Below are 20,022 nucleotides of genomic sequence, written 5' to 3'. Positions count from 1 at the left end.
TCTCCCCGTCAAACGGGGAGAAGGTCGCGGCAGCGGGATGAGGGGCAATTTCGAAAAAGTGCCCCTCAGCGCAGCGTCAGATCTTGCCGTTCCGCTGCTGGATCATCATGAAGGTGTCGTAGTTGTATTCCGCAATCTGTGCGTTGAGGAAATACTCCGCGCGGAAGGCTTTGATCGATTCCCAGATCTTCTTGAATGGCGCGTTCGACGCTTCCATTTCCGCGTAAACCTTGTTGGACTCGTCGAAACAGGCCGAGAGGATTTCCGGGCTGAACGGGCTCAGCTTCGCCCCCGCCGCGACGAGGCGCTTGATCGCGGACGGGTTGAGATAGTCGTACTTCTGCAGCATGTTCGCGTCGGTCGCCTGGCAGGCCGTCCGCAGGAGCGACTGATAAGCCTTCGGCAGGCCGTCGAAGGCTGCCTTGTTGAACATGGCATGCACGGTCGGACCGCCTTCCCACCAGCCGGGATAGTAGTAATAGGGCGCGACCTTGTAGAAACCGAGCTTCTCGTCGTCATAGGGACCGACCCATTCGGCCGCGTCGATCGTGCCTTTTTCGAGAGCCGGATAGATGTCGCCGCCGGCGAGCTGCTGCGGAACGACGCCGAGGCGTTCCATGACCTTGCCGGCGAACCCTCCGACGCGCATCTTCAGGCCCTTCATGTCGGCCACAGTCTTGATTTCCTTGCGGAACCAGCCGCCCATCTGAACGCCGGTATTGCCGCCCGGGAAGCCGACCAGGCCCTGGGTTCCGAGAAACTCGTTGAAGAGGTCGATGCCGCCGCCATGATAATGCCAGGCGTTCATGCCGCGGGCATTGAGTGCGAAGGGCACGGCTGCGCCCAGCGCCCAGGTAGGATCCTTACCCCAGTAATAATAGGCTACCGTATGGCACGCCTCGACGGTCCCGGCAGCCGCCGCATCCGCTGCCTGCAGGCCCGGGACGATTTCGCCGGCGGCGAAGACCTGGATCTGGAAATTCCCGTCGGTAGCTTCGGACACGTATTTCGACAGCACTTCCGCGCCGCCATAGATCGTATCCAGCGATTTCGGGAAGGACGACGTCAAGCGCCAGGTGACCTTCGGATTGGTCTGCGCAACGGCCGGCGCAGCCAGCGTCGATGCAGCAGCCGCACCCAGGCCGCCGATGCTCGCATGTTTGATGAATGAACGGCGATCCATGGTTCCTCCCTGTTCCCGCCATGAGCAGTGCGACACGGATCGGCCGCGTCACTGCCCATCGAGCCCCCGTCCGCCCATCCGGGACGTCGCAAGGTCTCTTTCCTCCTCGTTAGTGCCGACAACGCCGAAGCCCGCGAAGGCTTCGCGCACCGCGGCACACGTGCACCATACATAATCGATAATGCATGTCCAGCGACCGTGTCGCGGCGTCTTCTTCGACTTTTGTATAAGACGTCGCAAGCGGTTGGAAATTGCCCAAAATCGAGGCAAATCAATGCATTCGAACCGATTCAGAGCTCGGCGGATCTGGCCCAGAGATTGACGTCGGCCTCGCGTGCGTAAAGGTCGATTTCGCTCAGTTCCTCTGATGTGAAAGCGTCGTTTTCCAGCGCCTTGACGCAATCGACGATCTGTGCGGAACGGCTGGCGCCGATCAGCGCCGAGGTGATGCGGCCGCCGCGCAGCACCCAGGCGAGTGCCATCTGAGCGAGCGTCTGGCCGCGCCGTTCGGCGATCGCGTTCAGCTTGCGGATATTGTCGATGATCCCCGGACGGATGAAATCCTTCTTGAGGAAGTGGTTCTGCGCGGCGCGGCTGTCCTCGGGAATGCCGCTCAGGTACTTCGTCGTCAGCATGCCCTGCGCGAGCGGCGAAAAGACGATCGAGCCGATGCCGAGCTCCTCCAGCGTGTCGACGAGGCCGTCGTCCTCGACCCAACGGTTAAGCATCGAATAGCTCGGCTGGTGGATGAGACAGGGCGTGCCCATCTCCTTCAGGATCGCCGCCGCCTCGCGGGTACGCTGCGAGTTGTAGGACGAGATGCCGACATAAAGCGCACGCCCCGAACGGACGATGTGATCGAGCGCACCGCATGTCTCCTCAAGGGGCGTTTCCGGATCGAAGCGATGGGAATAGAAGATGTCGACATAATCGAGCCCCATGCGTTTGAGGCTCTGGTCGCAAGAGGCGACAAGATATTTCCGGCTGCCCCACTCGCCATAGGGGCCGGGCCACATGTCATAACCCGCCTTCGACGAGATGATGAGCTCGTCGCGCAGACCGGCGAAATCGGTGCGCATGATCTCGCCGAAGGCGATTTCGGCCGAGCCGGGCGGCGGACCGTAATTATTCGCCAGATCAAAATGGGTGATGCCGAGGTCGAAGGCCGTGCGGCACATGTCCACCTTGCGGTCGTGCGGCGTGTCGCCACCGAAATTGTGCCAAAGACCGAGCGAAATCGCCGGGAGCTTCAAGCCGCTCCGGCCGCAGCGATTGTACTTCATCTTCTCGTATCTGTTTTCCGCCGGTTTCCAGGCCATGACTCATGTTCCTCGTTCGCTTCGGTGGCGTTGAATACCCCTCCCCACGAGGGTCCTCAAGGGGCAGCAGATCGATGAAGGGCCCTTGATCCGCCTGGCGGCCCCTTCTCGCCATCAAAATGGGAGAAGGTGGCGGCAGGCGGATGGCACCCGCGAGGCTCCGGTAAACGGAGGAGGGTCAGCGCAGCAACGCCTGCGCCTCTTCAATGCCGAGCGCCGCCGGCTGGGTGCAGGTTGTCGACAGCGTGACGAAACTTCCCTCCTCGCCGGATTTGAGGATCGACACCATCACGTCGACACCGTGCAGCGTGCGTTCCAGCGAGCAGCGGGCATCGCGCCCCTTGAGGATTGCGTCCGCCATATCCGCGAGCCCCGCCGTCCGATAATTGGCGATCGGGCCGAGCGGATGGTCCCAATTGTTGACGGCGAAGGGGTGTTCCCACATTTCGAGCGGCTGGATGTCCTTATTCCGCCCGCTCGCCTCGACCGTGCCGCCGAAGAAATTCGGATCCGGAACGAAGAGCGAGCCTTCGGTGCCATAAAGCTCCATATTCGCATGACGATGCGACCAGACATCCCAGCTTGCCGAAAGCGTGATGGTTGCGCCGTTCTGGAACTCGAGCAGGGCGTGAATGTTGGTGGGTGTCTTGACCGGGATAACCTCGCCGTTTCTGGGTTCGCTGGTTATGGTCCGCGTCGTGCTCGCCATGGAGGAGAGTGCGCCGACCCGTTTCACCGGTCCGATCAGGTTGATCAGGTTTGCGATGTAATAGGGTCCGAGATCGAGAATCGGCCCGCCGCCCGGCAGGAAGAAGAAGTCCGGATTCGGATGCCACATCTCCATGCCCGGGCTCATGACATGACATGTACCGGAGGTGACCTGCCCGATCTTGCCGGAGTCGATATAGGCGCGGGCAAGCTGGTGCGCCCCACCCAGGAAAGTGTCCGGTGCGCAACCGACCGTCAGCCCCTTTCCGCTGGCAATTCTCCTTAGCTCCTCCCCCTGCTCCAGCGAGAGCACGAGCGGCTTTTCGGAATAGACATGCTTGCCGGCTTCCAGAATGGCTTTCGAGACCGGAAAATGCGCCTCCGGGATCGTCAGATTGACGACGATGTCAACTTCCGGATTGGCGAGCAACGCATCGATGCTCTGCGCAGTCACGTCGAATTCGGCGCCGCGTGCTTCCGCCGCCGCCGGATTGATGTCGGCACAGGCGGCGATCCGAATGCCCTTGAACAGTGGAGCAAGCTTGAAATAGGTCGTGGAGATATTGCCGCATCCGACGATGCCGACACCAAGTTCTTTTGTCATGGGAGTTTTCCGTCGATCAGTAGGATTGAATCGAAGCCAGCGAGCGCTTGGCGAAACGCCTGAAGTCGCTGGGATTGTCGTGTTCGGCGACAAAATACTTGGCCGAAGTTCTGGAAAGCGCCTGGATCAGTGCCTTCCAGTCGAGCGTTCCCTCCCCGACGTCGGCCCAACCATCCTCGTCCGCATTCTCGCCCTTGGGCGCGATGTCCTTGACATGGACGGCCGTGATGCGGGTCGGATATTTCGAGATCCAGGCGAAGGGGTCTCCCCCGCCGCGCACGATCCAGGCGATATCCGCCTCCCAGGAAAGGTCCGGGCCGCCGGCGAAAATCTGGTCGAGCGGCACCGAGCCGTCGGCGAGTGCATGGAACTCGAAGTCGTGATTGTGCCAGCCGAAGTCGAGCCCGGCGTCGCGGAACGGCTTGCCGGCCGCCTGCAGCCGTGCCCCGAATGCTCGCCATCCGCCCGCATCCATCGGGCGCTGGTCCGGCATCAGGTAAGGGCAATAGATAGCGCGAATGCCGAGCGCCTCGGCGATCTCGAGCACGCGGGGCGCGTCGCTTTCCAGCATATCCAGGCCGAAATGCGCGGTCGGCATGGAGAGGCCGTTACGATCGAGCCCGGCCTTGAAATCGGCGATCTCCGCATCCGAGAGGGCCGCGTAAAGGGCTCCGTAGCCTTCCACCTGTGTGTAGCCCGCGGAGCCGACAGCAGAGAGGACTTCGGCAAAAGGCGGGAAATTGCGGGCGCTGTAGAGCTGGAAGCTGACGTCTTTCATGGAAATCTCCTGGTGGTTCGTTGAACGGTTGCCTGGGAGTGCGCGTAAAATGGGACTCACCCTTTTCCCTGGCAGGATTCGAGATCGTAGGCGCTGAAGCGTGGGCTCACGCCCGCGTCGACCGGCAGCCTTGGCGTGAATCGGATCGATTTCGTCTCGCCGGCGGTCAGATCGAAGGCATTGTCGGAATAGCGTCCCTCGACATCGGCCTCGATCATGACGTGCAGCGCCAGCCCGGCGGCCGTTACGGCGACATCGAAGGAACCGTCCGGCCGAGGCGCTGTCTCGATGGTCAGGCCGGAAGGCACGAGATCGAGCGCTTTATAGGTACCGTGGACATAGTGTCCTTCGCCCGTTGCCCCGTTCGAAGCTTCGAAAGACCAGAAGAGCAGCGTGTCGGGTGGAATATCCTTCGCGGCGATGGTCACGAGGGTCGACGCGCGATCGGCCGGGCACGTCCCCGCGGCGGCGAGCAGCGGCTGCCGAGTGCCGTCGAGCGAAACCAGGAACGCCTGCAACTCGACCGTCACCGGCTCGGCCGTGTCGTTCACCATCGAGAAGGCGATTTCCCGCCCATCCGTGGAGGGAATTGCGGCAACGGCAACCGGCTGGAAGAAGCGGCGCGCCATGTAGTGCATCGCCTTCCAATGTCCGCCATAGTCGAGGCTCGACCAGGACGCGACCGGCCAGGTGTCGTTGAGCTGCCAATAGAGCGTGCCCATGCAATGGGGCTTCAGCGACCGCCAGTAGTCGACGGCCGTCCGGATCGCCAGGCCCTGCTGGATCTGGCTCAGATAGACGAAGCTCGGAAAATCCTTGGGGAACCGGAAGTAGCGGAACATGGTGCCGGCGATGCGTTCGTTGCCGCCGGCATTCTTCTGATGCGTCTCCATCACCGGCGAGGCGATGTTGAGGTCGCGCGTTTCGGCGAACTGCCGGATGACCGGCATCGAGGTGTAGGACTGGAATCCGAATTCCGAGCAGAAGCGCGGCCGCACGGTGCGGTAATTGTCGAAGGACTTGTTCTCGTGCCAGACGGACCAGTAGTGCATGTCGCCGGCCCCGTCGGCGTGCCAGGCGTCGCCGAAATCGAGGTATCCGACGGAGGGGCTGGACGGCCACCAGATCGCTTCCGGGCAGGCCTGCTTCATCGACGCCTCGACCGTCCGGTTCAGGCGGTCGTAGGAGACCAGATAGCGGTCGCGATCCCTGCGGCTCTCCTCGAACCAGGTAAGCGCGCCGACAAGCTCGTTGTCGCCGCACCAGAGCGCGAGGGACGGATGGGTCGAAAGCCGCCTGACCTGATAGTCCACTTCGGCCGCAACGTTCTCGAGAAAATCCGGCGTCGACGGGTAGAGATTGCAGGCGAACATGAAGTCCTGCCAGACGAGCAGACCGAGCCGGTCGCAAAGATCGTAGAACCAGTCGGGCTCATAGAAGCCGCCGCCCCAGACGCGGATCATGTTCATGTTCGCGTCCACCGCCGAGCGGAGAAGGTCCTCGACACTTTCGGGCGTGACGCGCGACATCAGCGCATCCGCCGGTATCCAGTTGGCCCCGCGGCAGAAGATCTCCCTGCCGTTTACCCGGAAGGCGAAGCGGCTTCCCGCCTCGTCCTTATCGGTGACGAGCTCGATCGTGCGGAAGCCGATCTGCCGCGTGACGGTTTCGCCGGGCACCTCCACCTTGAGCGTCGAGAACGCCTGATCGCCGCTGCCGGCCGGCCACCAGTGCCTGGGCTCCTGCACCGTGAAGACATGGGTAAGGCGCGTTTCCCCGGCGCCGACCGCGCAATCCAGTCGTTCGCGCACGCCGTCGAGCATGAAGTGGACCGGCACGATACCGGGATCGCGGGCGAAAAGCTGGACCGTCACCTGCAGATCGACGCAGCCGTCATCCAGCCACATCTGGCGCGTGGTGACATGTTCGATGCGAGCCGTTTCCAGCCGGCGGAGCGCCAGCGAGCCGTAGATCCCGAGCGGCGCGATGGCGATATTCCAGTCCCAGCCGAAATGGCATTGCGGCTTGCGCAGCATGTTGCCGTTGGCTATCGGCGAATTGCCGTCATGGTAGGGCACGTAGAAGGGTTGCGCCGCCTGCCGCCGCGCTCCCTCGGCAATTGCCGAATGGAGCACGATGCGGATGCGGTTCTCGCCGGCGACGATCGCGTCCGATACGTCGGGCCGATAACGGCGGAAGCAATTCTCGGACTGCAATACGCGCTCATCGTTGACGTAGACCGAGGCGACCGTGTCGATGCTTTCGAAGTCGAGATACCATCCCCCGTTCAGATCGTCGGCATCGATGACGACGGTGCGCTCGAGCACCCAGTCTTTCCGGGCGACCCACTGGATATCGGCCTCGTTTCGGCCGCGATAGGGATCGGCGATGATGCCGGCTCGCTGCAACGCACTATGCACGTCGCCCGGCAGCGCGATCGTCAGGGCGTGGCTGTTGTCGGCGGCGGCAAGCAGCCAATCGCCGGAAAGGTCGATACGGATGGAATCGCGGTTCGGGGTTTCGGAAGGCATTTCCATGATCCATTCGTGCACCGGGCGGCCTGCACCGGCGCCGTTTCATCGATACGGACCGAGTCTGGTATCCCGGTCCCCTTCTCGGCTCGTCAGAGGCGGTTTTCACTCTCGGCGTCGAAGATCGACGCCACGCCCATGTCGAAGGTAAGGCGCACGGTGCTGCCCGGCGGGTAGCGCCTCTGGCCGGCAATCCGCACCGACATGGATTGGCCGGCAAATGTCAGCCATAGGAGGTTGTCGGCCCCCATCGGTTCCTCGATGTCGACGACCGCCTGGTGCGCCGGCTCGCCGTCCCTCGCCTCATCGACCTTCACGTGCTCCGGCCGCAGACCGAGAACGACCTTCCGGCCGGGCTGCAGCCTGGTGTGCGCCGGATAGTCGGTCACGTCGAAAGCGATGCCTCCGACCCGAACGAAGCTGCGTCCGTCCTTTGCCTCTACCTCGCCCCGGAAGAAATTCATCGAGGGCGAACCGATGAAGCCGGCGACGAAGAGGTTCTCCGGGGCGTTATAGATCGTCATCGGATCGGCGAGTTGCTGGATCACGCCGCTTTTCATGACGGCGATCCGGTCGGCCAGCGTCAGCGCTTCGATCTGGTCATGGGTGACATAGATCATCGTGTTCTTCAGCGACTGATGCAGGCGCTTGATCTCCACGCGCAGTTCGGAGCGCAGCTTGGCGTCGAGGTTCGACAGCGGCTCGTCGAAAAGGAAGACGTCGACGTCGCGCACCAGCGCCCGGCCGATCGCCACACGCTGCCGCTGACCGCCGGAGAGCTCCGAGGGTTTGCGCTTGAGCAGCGGCTGGATCTGCAGGATCTCCGCGGCACGCGTCACGCGCTTGTCGATTTCGGCCGGCGGGATCTTGGCGACCTTCAAGCCGAAGGAGAGATTCTTCTCGACGGTCATTTGCGGATAGAGCGCATAGGACTGGAACACCATGCCGATGCCGCGGTCCTTCGGCTCCTCCCAGGTGACGTTGCGGTCCTTGATGAAGATCTGCCCGTCGGAGACGTCGAGCAGCCCGGCAATGCAATTGAGCAGCGTGGACTTGCCGCACCCGGATGAGCCGAGCAGGACGAGAAACTCCCCGTGATCGATGTCGAGATTGAGCCTGTCGAGCACGGTGACGGCGCCGAAATTCAACGACAGATCCCTGACAGATACGCTTGTCATGCTTGCTTATCCTTTCACTGCGCCGGCTGCGATGCCGCGGACGAACAGGCGGCCGGAGACGAAGTAGACCGTCAACGGCACGAGGCCGGTCAGGATCGTGGCCGCCATGTTGACGTTGTATTCCTTCACGCCCTGAACCGAATTGACGATGTTGTTGAGCTGAACCGTCATCGGGTAGTATTCCGGCCGGGTGAAGACCACGCCGAAAAGGAAGTCGTTCCAGATCCCGGTCACCTGGAGGATCATCGCAACCACGAAGATCGGCAGTGACATCGGCAGCATGATCTTGAAATAGATCGTCCAGAACCCGGCGCCGTCGACGCGTGCGGCCTTGAAGAGCTCCTCCGGCAGCCCGGCGAAATAGTTGCGGAAAAGCAGGGTCAGGATCGGCATGCCGAAAATCGTGTGCACGATAATCAGGCCGGTCAGCGTCCCGTAGACGCCCATTTCTCTGAGCACGATCACGATCGGATAGATCATCACCTGGTAAGGGATGAAGGCGCCGACGATAAGGATGGTGAAGAACAGATCGGCGCCCTTGAAGCGCCAGTTGGCGAGCGCGTAGCCGTTCACGGAGGCGATTGCGATCGAGATGATCACGGACGGCACGGTGATGCGCACCGAATTCCAGAAGCCGCGGGAAAGCCCGTCGCAATTCAGTCCGGTGCAGGCCTCCGCCCAGGCCTTCACCCAGGGCTCGAAAGTGATCTCGAGCGGCGGAGCGAAGATGTTGCCGACGCGGATCTCGGGCATGCCCTTGAGCGAGGTCACGATCATCACGTAGAGCGGCAGAAGATAGTAGAGCGCCACGACGATCAAAGTGCCGTAGACGATGATATTGCGGCGGGAGAGCGTCCTGCGCGGCTTTCTGCCGCGAGGGCCGGCCACGAGTCCGGGAGCAGTCTCGTAAGCCGCGGCCATGCTGTTATTTGCGATGTTATCCACGCTTGCGGCCTCCTCCGAACTCCAGATATGCCCACGGCACGATGATGATCGCGACAGTCACGAGCATCATGGTGGAGGCGGCAAAGCCCTGGCCCAGGTTCTGCGCCTGGAACATGTAGTCGTAGACGTATTTGGCCGGCACTTCGGAGGCGATCCCCGGGCCGCCGCTCGTCTGCGCCACGACGAGGTCGTAGACCTTGACGATGCCGCTCGCGATGATCACCAGAGTGGTGATGAAGACGCCGCGCATCATCGGGATGATGATCAGCACATAGGTTTTCCACATCGGGATGCCGTCGACCCGCGCCGCTTTCCAGATGTCCTCGTCGATCCCACGCAGCCCGGCGAGCATCAGGCACATGACGAGGCCCGTTCCCTGCCACAGTGCGGCGATGAGAATGCCGTATATGACGATGTTCGAGTTGTAGAGCGGGTCGAAGGAGAAGCTCGTCCATCCAAGCGACCTGACGATCGACTGGATCCCGTATTGCGGATTGAGCAGCCATTGCCAGACGAGGCCGGTGACGATGAACGACAGGGCGAACGGATAGAGCATGATCGTCCGGAACGTGTTCTCGAAACGGATCTTCTGATCCATCAGGGCGGCCAGCACGAAGCCGATCACCAGGCTGAAAATCAGCGAGAGGCAGCCGAAGACCGCCAGGTTCTGGATCGAGACCAGCCAGCGGGGCGCGGCCCACAGCCGCTCGTACTGGTCGAAGCCGACAAAGGCGAGCCGCGGCAGGAGCTTGGAATTGGTAAAGGAGTAGACGACCGTCCAGGCCGTACCGCCCACGAAGATGACCAAGGCCGTGAGGATCATCGGGATAGAGGCGATCTTCGCATTCAGGTTTCGCAGCCACTGGTTCGGCCGCGCCGAACCACGTGTTAGACCTGTCATGTTTCCTCCTCCGAACTGCAAAAGGTTTTCACGTAATCGGGCACCTGCGGCAATGCGCCGGCGGCTGAGGCCCGTTTGCCTCCCTCGCCCGCCACGCCTGCGCCGACAAAATCAGCGCAGGCGGCGCGTTTTCACCGTGCTCCCGGCGAGGGAAGATCAGCCCCGTCAAAGTGCGGGGCCTGGAGCGCCGCTCAATCCGCAGCCGCGATGATGTCGGCGAAACGCTTCTGCGCATCTTCCGGCGTCATGGAGTGGTTCGCGAAGAACTCGGAGAAAAGGTCCTCCTTCTGCTTCTGGCTGTCGGCCGACAGAAGCTGGTCCGTGCCCTGGATCACATTGCCCTTTGCGAGGATGTCGAGCCCCTTCTTCATGCAGTCGTTCGCAGCCGCAAGATCGACGTCCCCGCGTACCGGCAGAGAGCCTTTCTTCAGATTGAAGGCCACCTGCGTTTCCGGCTTGAGCAAGGTCGACGCCAGCACTTCCTGCGCCTTCGACTTCTCCTCGTCCTCCAGAAGCGGGAAGTAGAACGCATCGCCGCCGGTCGAGATCACCTCGTTGACGCCGAGACCCGGAAGGCAGGTGTAGTCCACGCCGGCTTTCTGACCCGCAAGCTGGAACTCGCCCTGGGCCCAGTCCCCCATGATCTGCCCGCCAGCCTTGCCGGTGATGACCATGTTGGTCGCCTGGTTCCAATCCTGGACGTTGGTGCCCTTCGACATGCGGCGGGCATCGTCGGCAGCCTTGAAGACTTTGGCGATTTCAGGCCCGGCTGCCACTTCCTCGTCTTTCTGGGCGAAGACTTTCTCGAAGTTCTCCTTGCCGGCGATCGCAACCATCAGCACGTCGAAGGCGCCCGCCGCCTGCCACGGCTGGCCGCCGACGGCGAGCGGAACGATTCCGGCCTTCTCGAGCGCCGGGGCCGCAGCGACGAACTCGTCCCAATTCTTCGGAACTTCGACGCCCGCCTGCTTGAAGGCTGCATTCGAAAGCCACAGCCACTGCCAGGAATGGATGTTGACCGGCGCGCAATAGATCTTGCCTTCGATCGTGCAGGAGTCGAGCAGGCTCGAGGGCTTCACGACTTCCTTCCAATTCTCCTTGGTGGCGATGTCGGTGAGATCACGCATCAGGCCCGCCTGCACCAGCTCTTCCGCCTGACGGCCGTGGTTGAACTGGGTGGCGGCCATTGGGTCACCGCCGGTTATGCGGCTGATCATGATCGGGCGTGCGGTGCCCCCGGAGCCGGCGATCGCACCGTCGACCCACTTGTTGCCGGTCGCATCGAAAGCTTTCGCCAGCTCGGCAACCGCCGCGGCTTCACCACCCGAAGTCCACCAATGCGTGACCTCGAGATCGGTCGCGTTGGCAGCGCCGAATGGCAAGGCAGTGGCTGCGCCCAAAGCGGCAGCTAGAAAACGCAATTTCATGAGTGTCCTCCCTCACTGTAACGTTGCCGGAAAAACTTAGATCAAAGAATTTCCCTGCGCAACACCTACAACGGGCAATTCACGATAAATCCACAAATACAATCATAGATAGCGATAACCTGTAGGCGGAACGCCTGTCGGGAGGCAAGAAATTCGACGGCAAACTCGTGATAATCTCCCTGATTTCCTGCCGTTTTCCCAGATCTCTCATTTCGGCGTAACCTTTCATGGCCTCCCATACGCCACATCGACGCTCTCTGCAGCGCAACTCAACCTGAGGGTTACGCCCTTCGCATTGCAGCAACGAAAATGCTCGACATCGCTCCTGTATCGTTACAGATTTTGGGTTGAACTCAGGCGTAGACGGATGTGGCCAGCAGCCGTAGTTCGTATATAAGGCGGGGCGACGCGGCCTCCGGTTGAAGGGTAGCGACGAGGGCCGCGATTCAGGAGAGCGGATTGGCGTGACGGGCATGGATGGCAAGACGAAGAACAGAGCGACGACGGCGCCGCCGGTCGAAGGCGGCAGACCGACCCTTAAGACGATCGCCTTCATGACCGGGCTCGGTGTTACCACCGTCTCGCGTGCCCTGAAGGATGCTCCGGACATCGGTGCGGAAACCAAGGAGCGCGTCCGCCTGGTAGCAAAACAGATCGGTTATCAGCCCAACCGGGCGGGCGTCCGCCTCAGGACGGGCAAGACGAATGTCATCAGTCTCGTGCTGACGCTGGAGGAAGAGATCATGGGCATTACAAGCCCCATGGTCATCGGCATCACCGAAATTCTCGCCGGCACGCAATACCACCTGGTCGTGACGCCTTACAGTTCGGCCAAGGATCCGCTCGGCCCGATCCGCTACATTCTCGATACCGGCGCGGCGGACGGGGTGATCATTTCGCGGACCGAGCCCAACGATCCGCGGGTAACGCTTCTAACCGAGCGCCACCTGCCCTTCGCCACCCATGGGCGAACCAAAATGGGGCTGATCCATCCCTATCACGACTTCGACAATGAACGCTTCGCCTACGAGGCGGTCCGCAAGCTCGTCGACCGCGGCAGGCGGCGGCTGGTGCTCCTCGAACCGCCGCCGAATCTGACCTTCCATTCGCACATGCGCACCGGCTTCGAGCGGGGCCTGAAAGACTTCGGCGCGGAAGCGGTAAGCTTTCACCAGGTCAACATCGACCACAGCCTGGTTGCCATCCGTGATGCGTTCGAGAAGCTGATGCGTTCCCCCGACGCCCCCGACGGCGTGGTGTCCGGCAGCGGTTCGGGCGCGATCGCGTTGATCGCCGGGATCGAAGCGGCAGGCAAGAAGGTCGGGGAGGACGCCGAAATGGTGTCGAAAGTGCCGAGCGACTTCCTGCGCTGGCTGCGCCCGGAAGTCATGACGATGTATGAGGACATCCGCATTGCCGGGCGCGAGCTCGCAAAGGCTGTGATCGGCCATATCGAAGGCCACCCCCCAGAGACGCTTCAGAGCCTCAGCCAGCCGGAATTCCAGCCGCCGATGGCGAGGTCGGCGGTATCATAGATCTGCCGTGCCTGTTGAGGCCACCCCTGATTCCTGGGCCTGCCATAGGAAGCCGACCCGCCGAAAACCTCGCGTCAAGAGAACGCTTCCGCGCCGACGCAGCAGGGCTCAGATCCTCGCGGCCGGCCAGTACTTGTCGTCGGTAAAATCGCTTGGGACGGGATTGAGCTGCTCGAGCTTTCCGGCGACGAAATCGATCTGCATCTTCAGGTACCGGATTGGCCCCGGGATAGGCGCGCCGGTTGCCAGGCTCCGCACCCGCCACTGCTCATAACCGGCCGCCTTTATGCGTCTCTCCGCCTCGTCGCGGATGGTCATCGATCCGGCGGCCGTGACCTCCGCCGCCTTGCCCCCTTCGATCACTTTGAATTTCATGCCTGCCTTCTCGAATGGCTCCCTTATTGAGATCTTAGACGCCGGAGCTTGCCTGGACTTGTCGCCGGATCACGATGATTAAAGGTCGGTTCGACCTAAAATCACGACCGTGATCGATAACAAGTTGAGACGCTGGATGCCGGCGGAAAACCGCACACACTTTTCCTCGCCCCGCGTTAGAGGGGCGGCCATCCGCCCCTCTAAACTCATGCGAATTCAAGCGTTCAGGCCGCTGCCCCACGGACCGTGATGGCTGTCTGCGCCATCGATACGGTCGAACCCGTGGGCGCCGAAGAAGTCGCGCTGCGCCTGGATGACATTGGCCGTGCCGCGGCCGCGGCGGTAGCTGTCGAAATAGCCGAGCGCCGAGGCCAACGCAGGCACCGGAAGACCGCCGAGGACGGCCGTCGAAACCACCCGTCGCAATGCACCATCGCTCTCCTTGACCATGGCAGCGAAAGCCGGGGTGACGATCAGGTTCGCCGCATCCGGTGCCTTGGTGAAGGCGGTGGTGATCTCGTCGAGGAACTGCGAGCGGATGATGCAGCCGGCGCGCCAGATCTTTGCGATCGTGGGCATCGGCAGGTTCCAGCCGAACTCCTTCGAGGCCGCTGCCATCACTGCGAAGCCTTGCGCATAGGCGCCGATCTTGGCGGCGAGCAGCGCGTTTTCCAGGTCCTTGATGAAAGCGTCCCTGTCGGCCACCTTGATTTCGCCGACCGGCGGCAGACCGAGAACCTTCTCGGCGGCTTCCCGCTCTTCCTTCGCCGAGGAGATGCTGCGGGCCGCGACCGCCGCTTCGATTGCGGTCGCCGGCACGCCCATGTTCTGCGCCTCGATCACCGACCACTTGCCGGTGCCCTTCTGACCGGCCTTGTCGAGGATCATATCGACGATGGGATTGCCGGTCAGCGGATCGGCGGCCTTCAGGACCTTCTCGGTGATTTCGATCAGGTAGGAGTTGAGCCGGCCCTTGTTCCAGGCACCGAAAACCTCGCCGATCTCCTGTGCCGTCATCTTCAATCCGTCACGCAGGATGCCGTAAATCTCGGCAATCATCTGCATATCGGCATATTCGATGCCGTTGTGGATCGTTTTCACGAAGTGCCCCGCCCCGTTCTCGCCGAGCCAGGCGACGCACGGGTCGCTATCGTATTTCGCAGCGATCGAGGTCAGAACTTTCTCGACGCGACGATAGGATTCTTCCGTGCCGCCGACCATGATCGAGGGCCCATGGCGGGCGCCTTCCTCGCCACCGGAGACACCCATGCCGATGAAGGTGAGGCCCGAATCCTTCAGACCCTCGAAACGGCGCATCGTGTCGCGGAAATTGGCGTTGCCCGCATCGATCATGATGTCGCCCTTGGCGAGATGGGGTTTCAGGGCCTCCATCTGCTGGTCGACCGGATCGCCGGCCTTGATCATGATGATGATCGGACGCGGCGGGCGGATGGCGGCGACGAATTCTTCGATCGTTTCGCAGGGAACGATCTGGTCCTTCAGAGCGCCGGCCTCAGCATAGAATTTGCGCGTCGCGTCGACCGTGCGGTTGAAAACGGCGATCCTGTTGCCTTTTTCAGCGATGTTGAGCGCCAGGTTCGAGCCCATGACTCCGAGACCGATTAGGCCGATTTCCGCCTGTGACACGTGATTGCCTCCATTGGACAGGGAGAGCCGGCCACGGCGCGCAATCGCGCGCGTGCCGGCCCTTCGAATTGATCTGCGCGTGTCTGTCACCCCCAGAAAATCAGGGACCGGACGGCACGCTGCGGCGGAGGCTGTTTTGGCATTCAAATCGATTTACGACAAGCCGTTCCTGACAAAATCAAACCTTTTCCGGCCCCTGTTCGACGCCTTGAACACGCGCCGGAAGGCACCCTCTACATCCTCATTCTGAATGCGTCCGAAGCGAATCCACGGAATATATCGTCTCCTGCCCCGTGTTCTGCCCGATCCAGCCCCGTAGAGCCTTGATCTGAGTCGAGTTTGCGCCCTAATGCCGCAGAACACGTCCGAGTCCCCCGCGCGACGGGAACGAGGGGCCGGCGCAACCTCCAATGCAATAGGAGCGAGGACCGTATGGAAACGATCATCGGCTTTCTGAACACGATCTTCTGGGGCTATGTGCTCATCTATGGTCTGCTTGCGGTCGGCCTCTATTTCACGGTCCGGCTCGGTTTTCCCCAAATCGTTCATTTCGCCGAAATGTTCCGGGTGTTAAGCCGCGGCGGCAGCAAGGATGCGGCCGGAATCAGCCCCTTCCAGGCGCTTATGGTCAGCCTCGCCTCACGTGTCGGAACCGGTAACCTCGCCGGCGTTGCGGTCGCTCTCTATCTCGGCGGACCCGGCGCGACCTTCTGGATGTGGATCGTGGCGTTTGTCGGCATGGCGACCGCCTATGCCGAGAGCGCGCTGGCTCAGCTGTACAAGATACGCAACGAGGACGGGCAATATCGCGGCGGGCCGGCGTTCTATATCGCTCGCGGCCTCAATGCGCCCTGGGCGGCCACGATCTTCTCGGCCTGCCTCATCCTCTCCTTCGGTCTCGTGTTCAACGCCGTTCAGGCAAACTCGATCGCCGATGCGGTCGAGGGTGCCTTCGGTGTGCCCAAACTCGCAGTGGGCGTGGCCGTTGCGCTACTCTCCGGCGTGGTGATCTTCGGCGGCATCCGCCAGATTGCCCGCGTCGCCGAGATTGTCGTCCCCTTCATGGCCGCGGCCTATCTGCTCACGGCTGTCTACGTGCTGATCGCAAATGCCTCGGCGGTGCCGGGCGTACTCTGGACGATCATCTCGAGCGCCTTCGGCTTTCAGGAAGCGGCCGGCGGCATCACCGGCGGGATTGCTGCGGCGATGCTCAACGGCGTCAAACGCGGCCTCTTCTCGAACGAGGCGGGCATGGGTTCGGCTCCGAATATCGCAGCCGTGGCGACCCCTGTACCGCACCATCCCTCGTCGCAGGGCTTCGTGCAGTCCCTGGGCGTTTTCATCGACACGATACTGATCTGCACCGCGACATCAGTGATGATCCTGCTTTCGGGCACGCTGGAACCCGGCTCCGGCGTCACCGGGACACAGCTCACACAGGCAGCGATGAGCACGCATATCGGCTCGGCCGGCACCTATTTCATCGCCATCGCGATCTTCTTCTTCGCTTTCACCTCGATCATCGGCAACTATTCCTACGCCGAAAACGCGCTGACCTATCTCGGCGGGGGCAACCGACTCGGGCTTATGATCATGCGTTGCGCCACGCTGGCGATGGTCGTCTGGGGAGCCTACGAAAGCATCACCACCGTTTTCGACGCGGCCGACGCCTCTATGGGACTGATGGCGACGATCAATCTCGTCGCGATCCTGCTCCTTTCGGGGACCATCGCAAAGCTGACGAAAGATTATTTCGAACAGCGTAAAGCGGGCGCCGTCCCGGTTTTCCACGCGGCCGACTATCCGGAACTGCAGGGAAAGATCGATGGCGAGATCTGGTCGCGCGATTAGCGACAGGCGGGACCGCCGAGGCATTCCTTGCCTCGGTGAGAGGCATTGACCGCGCGGGTTCGCCGGCGCAAAGAAGGGCAATGGGAACGTCCTGCCCCGCATACGACGAAGACGCTGGCGCCGCCGACCGGCTCCGGCAGGAGGTTGCGGCCGGCTGTCCAGGCGTCGATAGGCCGAGGCTCTGCCCTCCCGCGCTCGCCCAGACGAGCGGAATCTACCGCGAGCAGTCGCCCCCTGCGGCGCTCGCCTCCTACTTCAAATGCCTCTGGCTGCACCGCATGCCCGACGGCGCCCCCTCGACCATCGCCGTCGTCCCCGACGGTTGCAGCGACATCATCTGGTCGTCGAAGGGGCTGGCCATCGTCGGTCCCGACAGGGTCGCCGCCTTTCCGAAGCTTCCTGCCGGCGAAACCATCATCGGCGCTCGGTTCCGGATCGGCGCGGCGGCGCCGTGGTTACGCACGCCGCTCCGCGAAATCACCGGCCAAACGGTGCCGCTCCATCTCGTCTGGGGTCCGGCTGCGAACGAGATCGAGGCGCGGATGCGCGAAGCGGCGAGCACGCCGGAGCGGCTCGGTGTTCTTGCTGCGGCCCTGCTTGGACGCCTATCCGCCGGCGCCGAGCCTCCGCCGCCGGACATTGCGGCTTGCGTCGCACATCTTCAGGTCGACCGGCTGACCTTAGACGATCCCGTCCGGACCCTTGTCCGTGAGATCGGTACCAGCGAGCGGACATTTCGCCGTCTGTGCCACGAGCATCTCGGCTACGGCGCAAAGACCCTCGACCGCATTCTGCGCCTGCAGCGCTTCCTGGCCGCCTGCCGCGCGCGGCCCGGGGACACGCTGGCAAACATTGCTGCCGATGCCGGCTATGCCGATCAGGCCCATCTTGCCCGGGAGGCAAGAGGGCTCACATCTTTCACGCCGCGCGAAATCCAGCGACAGTTGGCCACGCGCTTCGGCCTTGGCCGGGTTGAAATTCCCACATAACAGACTGACTCAAAAGACTATTACGTGCATGGGCCCGTCGGCGGCAAGGTTGGCCGTTTCGTTCAAGACCGTTGCCCGGAGCAATGCTATAAATTCCAGGACGGAGGAACGCATGGCGACGATGACGGCCCGGATTATCCACACCTCGATCGAGCGCGACTGGCGCGAGGTCTATGCCTTCATGGCAGACCACGAGAAGATGCCGCTCTGGGCGACCGGTCTCTCCTCCGGGCTCACGCGCGACGGCGACGAGTGGATCGCACCCGGGCCTCTCGGCAATGCCCGCGTCCGCTTCGTCGCCGACAACGAATTCGGTGTGGTCGACCACCTCGTGACACTCGATAACGGCGCGCGCGCCCACAATGCGCTTCGCGTCGTGCCGAACGGCGACGGCGCGGAAGTCATGTTCACCCTGCTCAGGCAGCCCGGCATGACCGATGCGCAATTCGCCGATGACGCGGCCTGGGTCGAAAAGGATCTTGCCGCGCTCAAATCCATCCTGGAAACCGGTAATCACAAGCAGGAAGGCGGCAAAGCCAATGGCCAGCAAAGGTAACGACAAACGCATCGACTATGTCGAGTTCAATGTGACGGATATCGCCGCGAGCAAGGCCTTCTACGGCAGCGCCTTCGGCTGGACCTTCACGGATTACGGCCCGGAATATTGCGAGTTCGCCGACGGGCGGTTGACGGGCGGTTTCACCACACTTGGTCCGGTTCGCAGCGGCGGTCCGCTCGTCATCATCTATGCCGACCAGATCGAGGACGCTCAGCGACGGGTCGAAGCCGCAGGCGGCAAGATCCTGAAGCCTATCTTCGCCTTCCCGGGCGGCCGGCGGTTCCATTTTGCCGACCCCGATGGCTATGAGCTGGCGGTGTGGTCGGCGCAGTAGCCGTATGCCTGTTCATTCGCCGAAGCGGATGAACAGCGCGCCGACGAGCCCGAAGACGACGATGCACTGCAGGATGAACATCGGCCATTCCTGTGCCATCTCGTTTCCTCCTTCGGCTGACGCCGTCACGGTTCTCTTCGCGCATGCCCGGCGCACTCGAGACAATCCCTAAATCGGCACCGATTTAAGGAGGCGGCAGCTTCCGAGGCGAAAGATGTCCGTCAGGAGACCGGCTCAAATCGTCCGCTTGATGTGCCAGCGGTCATGATACCAGAGCCACTGGCCCGGATATTCGCGAACCCAGCTCTCGACCTTGTCGTTCAACATCTGCGCCGTTGCCGTGACATCGACGCTGCCGTCGGCCCTGCGGGGGATTTCGACCGCCGGCTCGAGCTCCAGCCGGAAGCGGTTGCCGGGCAGGCGAATGCAACGGGCCGGATAGACCTCGCAATTGAACTGGCGGACGAGCTTGGCAAGCAGCGGGTTCGTCTGCACGGGCTGCCCGAAGAATTTCGTCTTCAGGCCCTTGCGGAACTTCTGGTCTACGAGCACGCCGACTCCGCCGCCGCGTTCGAGCTGCCTGGCAAGGGCGAAGGAGGAGCCGGCATGCGACGGCACGAGGTTGCCCATGCGCTCCTTGCGGAATTCGAATACCCGATCGGCGAGATAGGGATTGTTCGGCGGCCGGAAGAGCACCGTCACGTCGAGGCCGAAAGCCGAGCCGGCAACCGGCAGCATTTCGAAATTGCCGCTATGGGCCGTGAAGACGATGAACGGCCGCGGATTGTCTCGCAGCTCCAGGAAGAGAGGGATGCCCGAAACCTCCACCCTGCCCGGCTCCGCGCGCGCCGGATCGAAGTCGAAGAGCTGATCGAGGAACACGTATTCGGCGGCGAGCCGCCCCATATTGCCCCAGCTTTCGAGCGCGATCGCCGCGATCTCGGCATCGCTTTTCTCGGGAAAGGCATTGCGCAGATTGATCAGCGTCAGCTTGTGACGACCGGTTTTCGGCCCTATCCAGCGGGCAACGCGATCCATGAAGTTGATCGCCATGTCCGCGGGGAAGAGCTTGAGTATCGTGAGAAGCAGCAGGACGAACTGCGCGATCGACCATTGACGGAAACGATCCGCAGCAAGCACCAGCCGTGTGATCAGCAT

17 protein-coding genes are annotated in these 20,022 nt (G+C 62.3%); 5 read left to right on the top strand and 12 right to left on the bottom strand.

The window, feature by feature from the left end; all coding sequences use genetic code 11:
- Positions 1-76: 76 nt before the first annotated feature.
- The 9 genes from BHD07_RS24925 to BHD07_RS24885 form a co-directional block, all read right to left on the bottom strand.
- On the bottom strand, positions 77-1,183 hold the full coding sequence (locus tag BHD07_RS24925) for a TRAP transporter substrate-binding protein (protein ID WP_100673719.1): 1,107 nt from the start codon (positions 1,181-1,183) through the stop codon (positions 77-79).
- A gap of 290 nt (positions 1,184-1,473) precedes the next feature.
- Positions 1,474-2,502, bottom strand: coding sequence for an L-glyceraldehyde 3-phosphate reductase (gene mgrA / locus BHD07_RS24920; protein ID WP_275597783.1), 1,029 nt, complete (start codon positions 2,500-2,502; stop codon positions 1,474-1,476).
- Between the two features lie 178 nt (positions 2,503-2,680).
- Complete coding sequence (locus BHD07_RS24915; RefSeq protein ID WP_338283552.1) at positions 2,681-3,814, bottom strand: Gfo/Idh/MocA family protein; 1,134 nt, start codon at positions 3,812-3,814, stop codon at positions 2,681-2,683.
- A gap of 16 nt (positions 3,815-3,830) precedes the next feature.
- Positions 3,831-4,592: a sugar phosphate isomerase/epimerase family protein gene (locus BHD07_RS24910; RefSeq protein WP_275599852.1), complete on the bottom strand. Its 762-nt coding sequence runs from the start codon at positions 4,590-4,592 to the stop codon at positions 3,831-3,833.
- 56 nt (positions 4,593-4,648) lie between these two features.
- Positions 4,649-7,123 carry a beta-mannosidase gene (locus tag BHD07_RS24905; protein WP_338283550.1) on the bottom strand — a complete coding sequence of 825 codons (2,475 nt, stop codon included), beginning with the start codon at positions 7,121-7,123 and terminating at the stop codon, positions 4,649-4,651.
- Positions 7,124-7,215: 92 nt separating this feature from the next.
- Positions 7,216-8,301 carry an ABC transporter ATP-binding protein gene (locus BHD07_RS24900; protein ID WP_018095222.1) on the bottom strand — a complete coding sequence of 362 codons (1,086 nt, stop codon included), beginning with the start codon at positions 8,299-8,301 and terminating at the stop codon, positions 7,216-7,218.
- A 6-nt stretch (positions 8,302-8,307) separates the two neighbouring features.
- Complete coding sequence (locus BHD07_RS24895) at positions 8,308-9,246, bottom strand: carbohydrate ABC transporter permease (RefSeq protein ID WP_100673724.1); 939 nt, start codon at positions 9,244-9,246, stop codon at positions 8,308-8,310.
- Complete coding sequence (locus BHD07_RS24890) at positions 9,239-10,147, bottom strand: carbohydrate ABC transporter permease (protein WP_100673725.1); 909 nt, start codon at positions 10,145-10,147, stop codon at positions 9,239-9,241. Before BHD07_RS24890 ends, BHD07_RS24895 begins: the two co-directional genes overlap by 8 nt.
- A gap of 191 nt (positions 10,148-10,338) precedes the next feature.
- The gene (locus BHD07_RS24885) at positions 10,339-11,574 is read right to left on the bottom strand and encodes an ABC transporter substrate-binding protein (RefSeq protein WP_018095225.1); all 1,236 of its coding nucleotides are present in this window, start codon (positions 11,572-11,574) and stop codon (positions 10,339-10,341) included.
- Positions 11,575-12,047: 473 nt separating this feature from the next.
- On the opposite strand from BHD07_RS24885, the gene BHD07_RS24880 reads away from it, so the two are divergent.
- On the top strand, positions 12,048-13,109 hold the full coding sequence (locus tag BHD07_RS24880) for a LacI family transcriptional regulator (protein WP_338283631.1): 1,062 nt from the start codon (positions 12,048-12,050) through the stop codon (positions 13,107-13,109).
- A gap of 108 nt (positions 13,110-13,217) precedes the next feature.
- Here the strand turns inward: BHD07_RS24880 and BHD07_RS24875 are convergent, their stop codons facing one another.
- Both BHD07_RS24875 and gndA read right to left on the bottom strand, forming a co-directional pair.
- Positions 13,218-13,484: a hypothetical protein gene (locus tag BHD07_RS24875; RefSeq protein ID WP_338283549.1), complete on the bottom strand. Its 267-nt coding sequence runs from the start codon at positions 13,482-13,484 to the stop codon at positions 13,218-13,220.
- Positions 13,485-13,700: 216 nt separating this feature from the next.
- Positions 13,701-15,131: an NADP-dependent phosphogluconate dehydrogenase gene (gene gndA, locus BHD07_RS24870; RefSeq protein WP_275597779.1), complete on the bottom strand. Its 1,431-nt coding sequence runs from the start codon at positions 15,129-15,131 to the stop codon at positions 13,701-13,703.
- Positions 15,132-15,563: 432 nt separating this feature from the next.
- On the opposite strand from gndA, the gene BHD07_RS24865 reads away from it, so the two are divergent.
- The 4 genes from BHD07_RS24865 to BHD07_RS24850 all read left to right on the top strand — a co-directional run bounded on the left by BHD07_RS24865 (position 15,564) and on the right by BHD07_RS24850 (position 18,864).
- On the top strand, positions 15,564-16,982 hold the full coding sequence (locus BHD07_RS24865) for an alanine/glycine:cation symporter family protein (RefSeq protein ID WP_102761299.1): 1,419 nt from the start codon (positions 15,564-15,566) through the stop codon (positions 16,980-16,982).
- A gap of 80 nt (positions 16,983-17,062) precedes the next feature.
- Positions 17,063-17,971: an AraC family transcriptional regulator gene (locus tag BHD07_RS24860; protein WP_338283547.1), complete on the top strand. Its 909-nt coding sequence runs from the start codon at positions 17,063-17,065 to the stop codon at positions 17,969-17,971.
- Between the two features lie 112 nt (positions 17,972-18,083).
- Entirely contained in the window at positions 18,084-18,527 is a 444-nt protein-coding gene (locus BHD07_RS24855; protein WP_338283545.1) for an SRPBCC family protein, read from the top strand.
- On the top strand, positions 18,511-18,864 hold the full coding sequence (locus tag BHD07_RS24850; protein ID WP_338283544.1) for a VOC family protein: 354 nt from the start codon (positions 18,511-18,513) through the stop codon (positions 18,862-18,864). Before BHD07_RS24855 ends, BHD07_RS24850 begins: the two co-directional genes overlap by 17 nt.
- Positions 18,865-19,098: 234 nt before the next feature.
- On the opposite strand, the gene BHD07_RS24845 is transcribed toward BHD07_RS24850, so the two are convergent.
- Positions 19,099-20,022, bottom strand: coding sequence for a lipid A biosynthesis lauroyl acyltransferase (locus tag BHD07_RS24845; protein WP_338283629.1), 924 nt, complete (start codon positions 20,020-20,022; stop codon positions 19,099-19,101).

This window comes from Sinorhizobium sp. KGO-5, from assembly GCF_036245905.1.
Classification (GTDB): Bacteria; Pseudomonadota; Alphaproteobacteria; order Rhizobiales; family Rhizobiaceae; genus Sinorhizobium; species Sinorhizobium meliloti_A.
The sequence above is the reverse complement of the archived record's forward strand: the minus strand, read 5'-3'. Positions and strand labels throughout refer to the sequence as shown.

What these genes read in the sequence shown, in the direction of transcription:
- BHD07_RS24925 (WP_100673719.1), bottom strand. Translation starts at nt 1,183, where the DNA reads ATGGATCGCCGTTCATTCATCAAACATGCGAGCATCGGCGGCCTGGGT.
- mgrA (WP_275597783.1), bottom strand. Translation starts at nt 2,502, where the DNA reads ATGGCCTGGAAACCGGCGGAAAACAGATACGAGAAGATGAAGTACAAT.
- BHD07_RS24915 (WP_338283552.1), bottom strand. Translation starts at nt 3,814, where the DNA reads ATGACAAAAGAACTTGGTGTCGGCATCGTCGGATGCGGCAATATCTCC.
- BHD07_RS24910 (WP_275599852.1), bottom strand. Translation starts at nt 4,592, where the DNA reads ATGAAAGACGTCAGCTTCCAGCTCTACAGCGCCCGCAATTTCCCGCCT.
- BHD07_RS24905 (WP_338283550.1), bottom strand. Translation starts at nt 7,123, where the DNA reads ATGCCTTCCGAAACCCCGAACCGCGATTCCATCCGTATCGACCTTTCC.
- BHD07_RS24900 (WP_018095222.1), bottom strand. Translation starts at nt 8,301, where the DNA reads ATGACAAGCGTATCTGTCAGGGATCTGTCGTTGAATTTCGGCGCCGTC.
- BHD07_RS24890 (WP_100673725.1), bottom strand. Translation starts at nt 10,147, where the DNA reads ATGACAGGTCTAACACGTGGTTCGGCGCGGCCGAACCAGTGGCTGCGA.
- BHD07_RS24885 (WP_018095225.1), bottom strand. Translation starts at nt 11,574, where the DNA reads ATGAAATTGCGTTTTCTAGCTGCCGCTTTGGGCGCAGCCACTGCCTTG.
- BHD07_RS24880 (WP_338283631.1), top strand. Translation starts at nt 12,048, where the DNA reads ATGGATGGCAAGACGAAGAACAGAGCGACGACGGCGCCGCCGGTCGAA.
- BHD07_RS24875 (WP_338283549.1), bottom strand. Translation starts at nt 13,484, where the DNA reads ATGAAATTCAAAGTGATCGAAGGGGGCAAGGCGGCGGAGGTCACGGCC.
- BHD07_RS24865 (WP_102761299.1), top strand. Translation starts at nt 15,564, where the DNA reads ATGGAAACGATCATCGGCTTTCTGAACACGATCTTCTGGGGCTATGTG.
- BHD07_RS24860 (WP_338283547.1), top strand. Translation starts at nt 17,063, where the DNA reads ATGGGAACGTCCTGCCCCGCATACGACGAAGACGCTGGCGCCGCCGAC.
- BHD07_RS24855 (WP_338283545.1), top strand. Translation starts at nt 18,084, where the DNA reads ATGGCGACGATGACGGCCCGGATTATCCACACCTCGATCGAGCGCGAC.
- BHD07_RS24850 (WP_338283544.1), top strand. Translation starts at nt 18,511, where the DNA reads ATGGCCAGCAAAGGTAACGACAAACGCATCGACTATGTCGAGTTCAAT.
- BHD07_RS24845 (WP_338283629.1), bottom strand. Translation starts at nt 20,022, where the DNA reads ATGCTGATCACACGGCTGGTGCTTGCTGCGGATCGTTTCCGTCAATGG.